The 12,988-nt window shown below is 63.5% G+C and carries 9 protein-coding genes and 1 tRNA gene; 7 read left to right on the top strand and 3 right to left on the bottom strand.

Going from position 1 to position 12,988, the window contains the following annotated elements:
* Positions 1–25: 25 nt before the first annotated feature.
* The 3 genes from C664_RS06600 to C664_RS06590 all read right to left on the bottom strand — a co-directional run bounded on the left by C664_RS06600 (position 26) and on the right by C664_RS06590 (position 4,821).
* Complete coding sequence (locus C664_RS06600) at positions 26–1,564, bottom strand: SpoVR family protein (protein WP_004255766.1); 1,539 nt, start codon at positions 1,562–1,564, stop codon at positions 26–28.
* Entirely contained in the window at positions 1,561–2,829 is a 1,269-nt protein-coding gene (locus C664_RS06595; protein WP_004255763.1) for a YeaH/YhbH family protein, read from the bottom strand. The genes C664_RS06600 and C664_RS06595 overlap by 4 nt, the downstream gene beginning before the upstream one ends.
* A gap of 69 nt (positions 2,830–2,898) precedes the next feature.
* Positions 2,899–4,821 carry a PrkA family serine protein kinase gene (locus C664_RS06590; protein WP_004255759.1) on the bottom strand — a complete coding sequence of 641 codons (1,923 nt, stop codon included), beginning with the start codon at positions 4,819–4,821 and terminating at the stop codon, positions 2,899–2,901.
* Positions 4,822–5,165: 344 nt separating this feature from the next.
* On the opposite strand from C664_RS06590, the gene tig reads away from it, so the two are divergent.
* The 7 genes from tig (at position 5,166) to C664_RS06555 (ending at position 12,949) form a co-directional block, all read left to right on the top strand.
* Positions 5,166–6,470, top strand: coding sequence for a trigger factor (tig, locus tag C664_RS06585; protein WP_004255756.1), 1,305 nt, complete (start codon positions 5,166–5,168; stop codon positions 6,468–6,470).
* A 20-nt stretch (positions 6,471–6,490) separates the two neighbouring features.
* Positions 6,491–7,129 carry an ATP-dependent Clp endopeptidase proteolytic subunit ClpP gene (gene clpP / locus C664_RS06580; RefSeq protein WP_004255754.1) on the top strand — a complete coding sequence of 213 codons (639 nt, stop codon included), beginning with the start codon at positions 6,491–6,493 and terminating at the stop codon, positions 7,127–7,129.
* A 17-nt stretch (positions 7,130–7,146) separates the two neighbouring features.
* Positions 7,147–8,415: an ATP-dependent Clp protease ATP-binding subunit ClpX gene (clpX, locus tag C664_RS06575; RefSeq protein ID WP_004255749.1), complete on the top strand. Its 1,269-nt coding sequence runs from the start codon at positions 7,147–7,149 to the stop codon at positions 8,413–8,415.
* Between the two features lie 96 nt (positions 8,416–8,511).
* Positions 8,512–10,935 (top strand): endopeptidase La, encoded by a 2,424-nt coding sequence (lon, locus tag C664_RS06570; protein ID WP_004255747.1) that lies wholly within the window; start codon positions 8,512–8,514, stop codon positions 10,933–10,935.
* Between the two features lie 215 nt (positions 10,936–11,150).
* On the top strand, positions 11,151–11,423 hold the full coding sequence (locus C664_RS06565; protein ID WP_004255744.1) for an HU family DNA-binding protein: 273 nt from the start codon (positions 11,151–11,153) through the stop codon (positions 11,421–11,423).
* Positions 11,424–11,464: 41 nt separating this feature from the next.
* A tRNA-Val gene (locus C664_RS06560) sits at positions 11,465–11,540 on the top strand.
* A gap of 185 nt (positions 11,541–11,725) precedes the next feature.
* Positions 11,726–12,949 (top strand): tyrosine-type recombinase/integrase, encoded by a 1,224-nt coding sequence (locus tag C664_RS06555; protein ID WP_004255741.1) that lies wholly within the window; start codon positions 11,726–11,728, stop codon positions 12,947–12,949.
* The last annotated feature ends 39 nt before the right edge of the window (positions 12,950–12,988 follow it).

The raw sequence follows: 12,988 nt of genomic DNA, 5'->3' as shown, positions 1-12,988 counted from the left end.
GTCCTGTTCGCAGCGCTGCGCGGCCTCAGATCAGGGCGGCGCCTCGACGCTTCTCGCTGCGGATCTCGTGCTTGACTTCGGCGTTGCCCGATTCATCCACGGTCTCCAGCCTTACGGTGAAACCCCATAGCCGGGCGACGTGGCGCATGACTTCCTCGGCGCTGTCGCCGAGCGGTCGGCGGTGGTAGGGCGTGTGACGCAGTGTGAGGGAGCGGTCGCCGCGCAGGTCGACGTTCCACACCTGCACGTTGGGTTCACGCGCGCCGAGGTTGTACTGGTCGGAGAGGATGTCGCGCACCCGGCGAAAGCCTTCGTCGTTGTGGATGGCGGACACCTTGAGCTTGTCCTCGCGGTCGTCGTCGAGCACGGCGAACATGCGGAAGTCACGCATGACCTTGGGCGACAGGTACTGGGCGATGAAGCTCTCGTCCTTGAAGTTGCGCATCGCGAAGTCGAAGGTCTCGAGCCAGTCGCTGCCGGCGATCTCGGGGAACCAGCGGCGGTCCTCGTCGTCCGGCTGCTCGCAGATCCGGCGAATGTCCTGCCACATCGCGAAGCCGAGGGCGTAGGGGTTGATGCCGTTGTACCAGCGGCTGTTGTAGGGCGGCTGATAGACGACATTGGTGTGCGACTGCAGGAACTCCAGCATGAAGCTGTCGGCCAGCAGGCCCTCGTCGTACAGGTGGTTGAGCAGGGTGTAGTGCCAGAACGTGGCCCAGCCTTCGTTCATGACCTGGGTCTGGCGCTGCGGGAAGAAATACTGCGCGACCTTGCGTACGATGCGCACCACCTCGCGCTGCCAGGGTTCGAGCAGGGGCGCGTTTTTCTCGATGAAATAGAGCAGGTTCTCCTCGGGTTCGGGCGGGAAGCGGGCCTCCTCGCGCGCACCGGTCCTGACCTCGTGTGCCGGCAGCGTGCGCCAAAGGTCGTTGACCTGGCCCTGCAGGTATTCCTCGCGCTCCTGCTGGCGCAGCTTCTCCTTGGCGAGCGAGAGTTTGGGCGGGCGCTTGTAGCGGTCGACGCCGAGGCTCATCAGCGCGTGGCAGGAGTCGAGCAGCAACTCGACGGCCTCCTCGCCATGGCGCTCTTCGCACTGGCCGATGTAGTTCCGCGCGAAGACCAGGTAGTCGATGATCGCGTCGGCGTTGGTCCAGGTGCGGAACAGGTAGTTGCCCTTGAAGAAGCTGTTGTGGCCGTAGGCTGCGTGAGCGATCACGAGGCCCTGCATCGGCAGCGTGTTCTCCTCCATCAGATAGGCGATGCAGGGGTTGGAGTTGATGACGATCTCGTAGGCCAGCCCCATCTGGCCACGCCGGTAGCCTTTCTCGGTGGCTAGGAAATGCTTGCCGAAGGACCAGTGGTGATAGTTCACCGGCATGCCGACCGAGGCGTAGGCGTCCATCATCTGTTCGGCGGTGATGATCTCGACCTGCACCGGATAGGTGTCGAGCCGGTAGTGGGCGGCGACGCGCGCGATCTCGGCGTTGTAGAGGTCGATGCTCTCGGTCGACCACTCGGAGCCGCTCGGCAGGGGCTCGGGTTTGCGTACGGTAGTGCGCTTCATGTGATCGTCTTCTTGAACAGTTCGCGGAACACCGGGTAGATGTCGGCCGGCGATTCGATGCGCTGCATGGCGAAGTTGTCGTGTTCGCCGCCGATCTTCATGTACTCGCGCCACAGATTCTGCGGCTCGCCGGCGGTGATCTCGATATAGGCGAAGTACTGGCACCAGGCCAGGATCTCGTTGCCGAGCAACTTCCCGCACACGGGCGAATCGTTGTCCCAGTTGTCGCCGTCCGAGGCCTGCGCGCCATAGATGTTCCACTGGCCGTTGGCGTAGCGCTCGCGCAGGATGTCGCGCATCAGCACCAGTGCGCTGGACACCACGGTGCCGCCCGATTCGCGCGAGTGGAAGAACTCCTCCTCGTCCACCTCCTTCGCTACCGTGTGGTGGCGGATGAAGACGACCTCGATGTGCTCGTAGCTGCGCGTCAGGAACAGGTACAGCAGCATGAAGAAGCGCTTGGCGGTGGATTTGCGCTCCTCGTCCATCGAGCCCGACACGTCCATCAGGCAGAACATCACCGCCTGCGTGGTGGGGCGGGGTACCTTGATGCGGTTGTTGTAGCGCAGGTCGAAGCTGTCGATGAAAGGGATGCGGTCGATCTTGGCGCGCAGCAGCCCGATCTCGTCGCGCAGCGCCTGCACGTCCGCGCTGTCCTCGCCGTCGCGGGCGAGGGCGTCGTCGAGTTGCTGCTGCAACTCGCGCAGCCGGCCGGCGTAGGGCGAGCCGAGCGCCAGCCGGCGACCCAGGGCGCCGCGCATCGAGCGGATGATGTTGATGTTCGCCGGCACGCCGTCGGAGGTGAAGCCGGCGCGTTGCGTCTTGTAGTCGGTGACCTTGGCCAGCTGGGTGCGCACCAGGCGCGGCAGTTCGAGATCCTCGAAGAACAGCTCGAGGAACTCCTCGCGCGAGAGCTGGAACACGAAGTCATCCTCGTGCTCGCCCTCGTTGCTTGCCTTGCCCTTGCCCGAACCGCCCGCCCCGCCGCCGAGCGGCCGGTTGATCAGGTCGCCCGAGCTGAACTGGTCGTTGCCCGCGAACACCTGTTCCCAGATGCCACCCTTGCCGTGATGCAGCGAGGGCTCGGACAGGTCGCGCGCCGGTATCGACACCTCTTCGCCATTTTCCAGGTCGCGGATCGAGCGGCCCTGGATGGCCTCGGAGACCGCCTTGCGGATCTGCTGCTTGAAGCGACGCATGAAGCGCTGGCGGTTAACCGCGCTCTTGTTCTTGCTGTCGAAGCGTCGATCGATGATGCGGACCATGCCTCCTCCCTCTGGCCGAAGCCGGTGAGGGTGCGCGCCCGACCGGCCGCGCACCCTAAGCGAATGGCGTCACGACGACTTGCGCACGCGCAAGTACCACTCGCACAGCAGGCGCACCTGCTTCTCGGTGTAGCCCTTCTCGATCATGCGATCGACGAAGTCCTGGTGCTTCTTCTGCTCGTCGGCGCTGGCCTTGGCGTTAAAGCTGATCACCGGCAGCAGGTCCTCGGTGTTGGAGAACATCTTCTTCTCGATCACCGCGCGCAGCTTCTCGTACGACGTCCAGCTCGGGTTGCGGCCGTCGTGCTTGGCGCGGGCGCGCAGCACGAAATTCACCACCTCGTTGCGGAAGTCCTTCGGGTTGCTGATGCCGGCAGGCTTCTCGATCTTCTCCAGTTCGTCGTTGAGCGCGGCACGGTCGAGGATCTCGCCGGTGTTGGGATCGCGGAACTCCTGGTCCTGGATCCAGAAGTCGGCGTAGATCACGTAGCGGTCGAAGATGTTCTGACCGTACTCGGAGTAGCTCTCGAGGTAGGCGGTCTGGATCTCCTTGCCGATGAACTCTGCGTAGCGCGGCGCCAGGTATTCCTTGATGTAGCCCAGGTAGCGCGCCTCGGTATCGGCCGGGAACTGCTCGGCCTCGATCTGCTGCTCGAGGACGTACATCAGGTGTACCGGGTTGGCGGCGACCTCGCGGTGATCGAAGTTGAACACCTTCGACAGCGTCTTGAAGGCGAAGCGGGTCGACAGACCGGTCATGCCTTCGTCGACACCGGCGTAGTCGCGGTATTCCTGGTAGCTCTTGGCCTTGGGGTCGGTGTCCTTCAGGTTCTCGCCGTCATACACGCGCATCTTGGAGAAGATGCTGGAGTTCTCCGGTTCCTTCAGGCGCGACAGCACCGAGAACTGCGCCATCATCTTCAGCGTGTCGGGTGCGCAGGGCGCTTCGGAAAGCGAACTGTGGGCGAGCAGCTTCTCGTAGATGCGGATCTCGTCCGACACCCGCAGGCAGTAGGGCACCTTGACCGTGTAGATGCGGTCGAGGAAGGCCTCGTTGTTCTTGTTGTTCTTGAAGGCGACCCATTCGGACTCGTTCGAGTGCGCCATCACGATGCCGTCGAAGGGGATCGCGCCGAAGCCCTCGGTGCCCTTGTAGTTGCCTTCCTGCGTGGCGGTGAGCAGCGGGTGCAGCACCTTGATCGGCGCCTTGAACATCTCGACGAACTCGAGCAGGCCGCGGCTGGCCAGGCAGAGCCCGCCGGAGTAGCTGTAGGCGTCGGGGTCGTCCTGCGAGTACTGCTCGAGCTTGCGGATGTCGATCTTGCCGACCAGGGACGAGATGTCCTGGTTGTTCTCGTCGCCCGGCTCGGTCTTGGCGACCGCGACCTGGCGCAGCACCGAAGGGTTGAGCTTCACCACGCGGAACTTCGTGATGTCGCCACCGAATTCGTGCAGGCGCTTGACCGCCCACGGGCTCATGATGGTGTTGAGGTAACGACGCGGAATGCCGAAGTCGTCCTCGAGGATGCGGCCATCCTCATTGACGTCGAACAGGCCGAGCGGGGACTCGTGCACCGGCGAGCCCTTCACAGCGTAGAACGGCACCTTCTCGATCAGCGACTTCAGCTTTTCCGCCAGCGACGACTTGCCGCCGCCGACCGGCCCGAGCAGGTAGAGGATCTGCTTCTTCTCCTCCAGTCCCTGCGCCGCATGACGGAAGTAGGACACGATCTTCTCGATCGCCTCCTCCATGCCGTAGAAGTCGCGGAAGGCGGGGTAGAGCCGGATGATCTTGTTGGAGAAGATGCGCGACAGGCGCGGGTCGAGGCGGGTATCGACCAACTCGGGTTCGCCGATCGCCTGCAGCATGCGTTCGGCGGCCGAGGCGTAGGCCATGCGGTCCTTGCGGCACAGTTCGAGGTATTCCTGCAGCGACATTTCCTCTTCGCGTGCTGCCTCGAAGCGGGCCTGATAGGCATTGAAGATGGACATGGCAATCTCCTGTGCAATCGATCCGAGCTACCGTGCAACTGGCATGCAAGCATCGTGCCCATCGACTGTTCCTGACGAATCGGCGCGGCCGGCTGCATGAGCTGACTCTGTACCATGAGAGGCACTGCGATGGTGCGAGTTCCGCGCGCGGATGCCCCTTTTTGTGGTGTTTTCGTGCTCGCTGTCACGGCAGGATTCCGCCTCCGAGCGCGGCGCGGACCCTGTGCTAGAATCTCGCTCTTCGTTCACTGCGTTTACGCTGGCGAGGCAGGTGCGCGTCCGGTTCCGGGTGTGCTGCCCTGCGGGCGGGAACCGTTTTTATTTGACTTCTCAGGATCGACTCAATGGAGCAGAACCAGGTTAGCCCGAGCGCGCTGGAGCGCCGTATCGACATCGCCGTCACGCTGGCGGACATCGAGAAGGAGGTGGATGCCTGCCTCAAGCGCATGGCGCGCACGGTGAAGATGCCGGGGTTCCGCCCGGGCAAGGTGCCGATGAAGATCGTCGCCCAGACCCATGGTGGCCAGGCCCGCGGCGAAGCCGTCGGCGCTGCGGTGGAGAAGGCTTTTGGCGAGAAGGTGCGCGAGCAAAACCTGCGCGTCGCCGGCTATCCCCGCATCGAGCCGAAGGAAGGCGCTGCCGAAGGCACGCTCGAGTTCACCGCGACCTTCGAGGTCTATCCCGAGGTCACCGTCGGTGACCTGGGCGAGCAGAAGATCGAGCGCCCGGCCCTGACCGTCGGCGATGCCGAGGTCGACAAGACTCTCGACGTGCTGCGCAAGCAGCGCACCACCTTCAGCGCCGCCGATCGTGCCGCCGCCGAAGGCGACCGCGTCGTCATCGACTTCACTGGCCGCAAGGATGGCGAAGTGTTCGAGGGCGGCCAGGCCCAGGACTTCCCCTTCGTGATCGGCGCCGGCGCCATGCTGAAGGACTTCGAGACCGCAGTGACCGGTCTCAAGGCGGGCGAGAGCAAGACTTTCGACATGACCTTCCCGGCCGACTACCACGCCCAGCACCTGGCGGGTCAGACGGTTCAGTTCGAGATCGCGGTGAAGAAGGTCGAGGCCCCCGTGCTGCCCGAGATCGATGCCGACTTCGCCCGCTCGCTGGGTGTGGCCGACGGCGACGTCGCCAAGCTGCGCGAGGAAGTGAAGGGCAACCTCGAGCGCGAGGTCAAGCGCCGCATCCAGGCCAAGGTCAAGGAGCAGGTGATGGACGCGCTGGTCGCGGTCACGCCGATCGAAGTGCCGAAGGCGCTGGTGCAGGCCGAATCGCAGCAGCTGGCCGAGAACGCCCGTCGCGACCTCGAGATGCGCGGCCTCAAGACCAAGGACATCCCGGTGGACCCGTCGTGGTTCACCGAGCAGGCCGAACGCCGCGTCAAGCTCGGTCTGATCATGGCCGAGCTGGTCAAGGCCAACGAACTGCACGCCAAGCCTGAACAGGTCCGCGCGCTGGTCGAAGAAATGGCGCAAAGCTACGAAGATCCTGCGGAACTCGTGCGCTGGTATTACGCTCAACCTGAGCGTCTGGCGCAGGCCGAAGCCGTGGTGATCGAAGACAACGTCGTCGCCTGGGTCAGCAGCAAGGCTCAAGCCACCGACAAGGATGTGGCTTTCGACGAACTGATGGGCAACGCGGCCTGATGCCGCAAAGGGTCTGACGAATGATGCACGGAACACCCCAGCACAGCAGCGACTGGAACCCGGTCGGTCTCGGCCTGGTTCCGATGGTGGTCGAGCAGAGCGGTCGCGGCGAGCGCGCCTACGACATCTATTCGCGCCTTCTGAAGGAGCGGGTGGTGTTCCTCGTCGGCCCCGTCAATGACGTGACCGCCAACCTGATCGTCGCGCAGTTGCTGTTCCTCGAGTCCGAGAACCCGGACAAGGACATCTACTTCTACATCAACTCGCCCGGCGGTTCGGTCACCGCCGGCATGGCGATCTACGACACCATGCAGTTCATCAAGCCGAATGTCAGCACGCTGTGCATCGGCCAGGCTGCGAGCATGGGTGCCTTCCTGCTGGCGGCGGGCGAGAAGGGCAAGCGCTTCATCCTGCCCAACTCGCGCGTCATGATCCACCAGCCACTGGGTGGCTTCCAGGGCCAGGCCTCGGACATCGAGATCCACGCCCGCGAGATCCTCTACCTGCGTGCGCGCCTCAACGACATGTTGTCCAAGCACACGGGGCAACCGCTCGAGCGCATCGAGAAGGACACCGACCGCGACAACTTCATGTCCGCGGCGGCCGCGGTGGAGTACGGCCTGGTCGACAAGGTGCTGACCAGCCGCGACGACACCTGAATCAGGAGAACCCCGACATGACGGACAAGAAGGCTGGCGGCGACAAGCTGCTGTACTGCTCCTTCTGCGGCAAGAGCCAGCACGAGGTGCGCAAGCTGATCGCCGGCCCTTCGGTCTTCATCTGCGACGAATGCATCGAGTTGTGCAACGACATCATTCGTGACGAGATCGTCGGCGCCGCAGATCCGGAGAGCATCAAGGGCGCGCTGCCGACCCCGCACGAGATCTGCGACATCCTCGACCAGTACGTGATCGGGCAGTCGCAGGCCAAGCGCAACCTGGCGGTGGCGGTCTACAACCACTACAAGCGCCTGCGCCACATCGAGGCCAAGCAGGACGACGTCGAGCTTGCCAAGAGCAACATCCTGCTGATCGGGCCGACCGGCTCGGGCAAGACCCTGCTGGCGCAGACGCTGGCGCGCCTGCTCAACGTGCCCTTCGTGATGGCCGATGCCACGACGCTGACCGAAGCCGGCTACGTCGGCGAAGACGTCGAGAACATCATCCAGAAGCTGCTGCAGAAGTGCGACTACGACGTCGACAAGGCGCAGCAGGGCATCATCTACATCGACGAGATCGACAAGATCTCGCGCAAGGCCGACAACCCCTCGATCACGCGCGACGTGTCGGGTGAGGGTGTGCAGCAGGCGCTGCTGAAGCTGATCGAAGGCACGATCGCCTCGATCCCGCCGCAGGGTGGTCGCAAGCATCCCAACCAGGATTTCATCCAGGTCGACACCACCAACGTGCTGTTCATCTGCGGTGGCGCCTTCGACGGTCTCGAGAAGGTCATCCGCAACCGCACCGAGAAGGTCGGCATCGGCTTCGGTGCCGAGGTCAAGAGCAAGGAAGGCAAGAATCTCACCGATACCTTCCGCCAGGTCGAGCCCGAGGATCTGATCAAGTTCGGCCTCATTCCCGAACTGATCGGTCGTCTGCCCGTGGTCGCGACGCTGCAGGAACTGGACGAGGAAGCGCTGATCCAGATCCTCATCGAACCGAAGAACGCGCTGGTCAAGCAGTACCAGAAACTGTTCTCGATGGAAGGCGTCGAACTCGAGATCCGTCCTGCCGCACTGCACGCGGTGGCACGCAAGGCGATCAAGCGCAAGACCGGTGCGCGCGGCCTGCGCTCCATCCTCGAAGCGTCCCTGCTCGACATCATGTACGACCTGCCGACGCTGACTGGCGTGGAGAAGGTCGTGGTCGAGGAGAGCACGATCGAGGAAGGCGCCAAGCCGCTCTTGATCTACGCTGAGCAGCAGAAGGTGTCCGGCGCCAACTGAGGCGCACCGCCGATTTCTGCTTATCTCGCACCCGCCGCTTGAATTTCCAGGTCACGCCCACACATGGGTGTGACCTTTCTCGTAAGGAAAACGAAAATGTCGGGTCCTGCTGACCTCCCCAACGAACAAATGGAAATGCCGCTGCTGCCGCTGCGCGACGTGGTGGTGTTTCCGCACATGGTCATCCCGCTTTTCGTCGGGCGGCCGAAGTCGATCAAGGCGCTCGAAAGCGCCATGGAAGCGGGCAAGAGCATCCTGCTCGTCGCCCAGAAGAGCGCCGCCAAGGATGAGCCGGCGATCGAGGACCTGTACGCGATCGGCTGCATCGCGAACATCCTGCAGATGCTGAAGCTACCCGACGGCACGATCAAGGTGCTGGTCGAAGGCGTCCGCCGTGCGCGCGTCGATTCGGTCGAAGACCTGCGCCAGCTCTTCGTCGCCAAGGTCACGCCGGTCGTGATCGCCGACGTCGACACCAACGAGGTCGAGGCCATGCGCCGCGCGATCATCGCGCAGTTCGACCAATACGTTAAGCTCAACAAGAAGATCCCGCCGGAGATCCTGACCTCGCTCGCCGGCATCGACGAGGCGGGCCGTCTCGCCGACACCATCGCCGCTCACTTGCCGCTCAAGCTCGAGCAGAAGCAGGACGTGCTGGAGATGTTCGATACAGGCGAACGGCTCGAGAAGCTGCTGACGCAGATCGAGGCCGAACTCGACATCCTGCAGGTCGAGAAGCGCATCCGCGGCCGCGTCAAGCGCCAGATGGAGAAGAGCCAGCGCGAGTACTACCTCAACGAGCAGGTCAAGGCGATCCAGAAGGAACTCGGGGAAGGCGAGGAGGGTGCCGATCTCGAGGAGATGGACAAGAAGATCAAGTCCGCCGGCATGCCGAAGGAGGCGCTCGCGAAGGCGCAGGCCGAGTTCAAGAAGCTGCGCCTGATGTCGCCGATGTCGGCCGAAGCCACCGTGGTGCGCAACTACATCGACACGCTGATCGGCCTGCCGTGGAAGAAGAAGTCGCGTGTCAGCAAGGATCTGGCCGAAGCCGAGAAGATTCTCGACAAGGATCACTACGGCCTCGAACGCGTCAAGGAACGCATCCTCGAGTATCTTGCCGTGCAGCAGCGCGTGGACAAGGTCAAGGCGCCAATCCTGTGCCTCGTCGGGCCTCCGGGCGTGGGCAAGACCTCGCTCGGCCAGTCGATCGCCAAGGCGACGAACCGCAAGTTCATCCGCATGGCGCTGGGCGGCGTGCGTGACGAAGCCGAGATCCGTGGCCACCGCCGCACCTATATCGGCTCGATGCCGGGCAAGATCCTGCAGAACATGAGCAAGGTCGCGGTCAAGAACCCGCTGTTCCTGCTCGACGAGGTGGACAAGCTCGGCATGGACTTCCGCGGCGATCCGTCGTCGGCCCTGCTCGAGGTGCTGGATCCGGAGCAGAACCACACCTTCCAGGACCACTATGTCGAGGTCGATTTCGACCTGTCGGACGTGATGTTCGTGGCGACGGCCAACACGCTCAACATCCCGGCCGCCTTGCTCGACCGTATGGAGGTGATCCGTCTGTCGGGCTACACCGAGGACGAGAAGGTCAACATCGCCCAGCGTTATCTGCTGCCTAAACAGATGAAGAACAACGGTCTCAAGCAGGACGAGCTGTCGGTGACCGAGGAAGCGTTGCGCGACGTCGTGCGCTACTACACCCGCGAGGCCGGCGTGCGCAGTCTCGAGCGCGAGATCTCCAAGGTCTGCCGCAAGGTGGTCAAGCAGCTGGTGCTCAAGAGCCGCAGCAGCAAGATCATCGTCAATGCCAAGAACCTCGACAAGTTCCTCGGCGTGCGCAAGTACAGCTTCGGCATGGCCGAGAAGCAGAACCAGATCGGCCAGGTCACCGGCCTGGCCTGGACGGAGGTCGGCGGCGAACTGCTGACGGTCGAGGCGGTGCAACTGCCGGGCAAGGGCAAGGTGCTCACGACCGGCAAGCTCGGCGAGGTGATGCAGGAGTCGATCCAGGCGGCGCTGTCGGTGGTGCGCAAGCGGGCGCGCTCGCTTGGCATCGACGAGGACTTCCACCAGAAAAGCGACATGCACATCCACCTGCCGGAGGGTGCGATTCCGAAGGACGGCCCGTCCGCCGGCATCGCGATCAGTACCGCGCTGGTTTCGGTGCTGACCGGCATCCCGGTGCGCTGCGACGTGGCAATGACGGGCGAGATCACGCTGCGCGGCGAAGTCCTGCCGATCGGCGGTCTCAAGGAGAAGCTGCTCGCGGCCGTGCGTGGTGGCATCCACACTGCGCTGATTCCCGAGGAGAACGTCAAGGACCTCGCCGAGATTCCCGAGAACATCAAGAATGCACTCGAGATCGTGCCGGTGAAGTGGATTGACCAGGTGCTGGAGCAGGCGCTCGAGCGCCGACCCGAACCTTTGCCCGAGTCCGCCGCTGTCGAGCCTGGTGTTGCTGCGGTGTCGGGCGACGCCGAGAAGTCGGCTTCGGGACAGCGTCCGCACTGAGCGGTGTGAGCGGGGCCGACAGATGGCCACGCCCGTTCGCAGACAAGGCCGCAGCGTGGGAAACCGCGTTGCGGCTTTGTCGTTGACACTGCCGAATCGTGCGCGCTATAAAACCCATGAAGTTGGCAAGCAAGCCGCTGACACCCGAAATCCCGCGCCCGGCGCGGAATGCAGTGAGGTTCGTCCCATCGCAGTGCTCTTTCGGAGGGGTTTAAGTGAACAAATCTGAACTGATCGACGTTATCGCAAAGCAGGCGGAGATCTCGAAGGCAGCGGCAGGGCGTGCCCTGGATGCAGCCGTCGCGGGTGTCATGGACGCCCTCAAGGGTGGCGACACGGTGACTCTCGTCGGCTTCGGCTCGTTCTATGTGGGCGAGCGCGCTGCAAGGACGGGTCGAAATCCCCGCACCGGAAAGAACATCAAGATCAAGGCGGCAAAGGTTCCAAAATTCCGCGCTGGCAAAGGCCTGAAAGATGCAGTAAACTAGCGGGCTTCCCGGGCTTCACTCATTTTGTGTAGCCCCGGCGCGGGTGCTTAGCTCAGTTGGTAGAGCGTCGCCCTTACAAGGCGAATGTCGGCGGTTCGACCCCGTCAGCACCCACCAAGAACACCTGTCACGCAGTGGCAAGCAGTACAAAAACCCGCACAGCTCAAGGCTTTGCGGGTTTTTTCTTGTGCTAAGCAGTGTCATCCCGTGTCATCCCATACCGTCAAAAAAGACGGTACACCTGACGGTACACGCTACCCTTGACGGTATACCGCCAAGGCGGGTGCTGCGAGGGGTGGAAAATGCCGCTGAATGACGTTGCCGTCAGGCAAGCCAAGCCAACCGACAAACCGCGAAAGCTCACCGATGAGCGCGGGATGTATCTGCTGATCCAGCCGACCGGCGGGAAGCTGTGGCGACTGGACTACCGCTTCGAGGGCAAGCGCAAGACGCTGGCGCTGGGGAGTTACCCCGATGTGTCCCTGGCTGAGGCTCGCAAGGCCCGCGACCGGGCGCGTGAGCTTCTCGCCGCCGGGACCGATCCCGCATCCGCCAAGAAGGAAAGCAAGCAGGCCCGCGTCGACGCCATTGCCAACGCCTTTGAGGTCATCGGGCGTGAATGGCACAAGCTCAAGAGCGCGAAGTGGACTCCGCTGACGCAGGAGAAGACGCTCGCTGTCCTGGAGAAAGACCTTTTCCCATGGCTAGGCAATCGGCCGGTGGGCGAGATCACGGCGCCCGAGCTGCTACGCACGCTGAAACGCATCGAGGAGCGGGGCGCGGTCGACACGGCGCACCGTGCCAAGCAGATCGCCGGCCAGATCTTCCGCTACGGTATCGCCACCGGACGAGCTGACCGCAACCCTGCTGCTGACCTGCAGGGCGCACTGATGCCGGTATCGAAAAAGCACTTCCCAGCGATCACTGAAGTAGGGGAGGTGGGGCCCCTGCTGAAGGCCATCGAGGGCTATAAGGGCTCGCTGATCGTGCGCAGCGCCTTGCGCCTGGCGCCGATGCTCTTCGTCCGACCGGGCGAGCTGCGACAGGCGGAGTGGTCCGAGATCGACCTCGAGCAGGGCGAGTGGCGAATCCCCGCCGAGAAGATGAAGAAGCGGCGCGACTTCATCGTCCCGCTGTCACGACAGGCCGTCGACATTCTCCGCGATCTGCACCCGCTGACCGGGCACGGCCGGTTCGTGTTTCAGGGGGTTCGAGACCATGACAAGCCCATGAGCGAGAACACCGTGAACAACGCACTGCGGCGCATGGGATACGACACCCGTACCGAGATCACCGGCCACGGCTTCCGGGCAATGGCGCGCACGATCCTGCACGAGGTGCTCGGGGTGGATGCGGCTGTGATCGAGCACCAGCTCGCGCACCAGGTGCCGGATGTGCTGGGGCGTGCCTACAACCGAACCAAGTTCCTGCCGCAGCGCAAGGCGATGATGCAGCAGTGGGCGGACTGGCTCGACCAGGTGAGGAAGGGCGCGGAGGTGATCGACATCACCCAGCGCCGGGCCTGATACCATTGCCATGCTGCGCCTAGCCTTTGGCCGGGCGAA

It is taken from the genome of Thauera sp. 63, from assembly GCF_000310165.2.
Classification (GTDB): domain Bacteria; phylum Pseudomonadota; class Gammaproteobacteria; order Burkholderiales; family Rhodocyclaceae; genus Thauera; species Thauera humireducens.
This window is presented reverse-complemented; position numbering and strand designations above follow the sequence as displayed.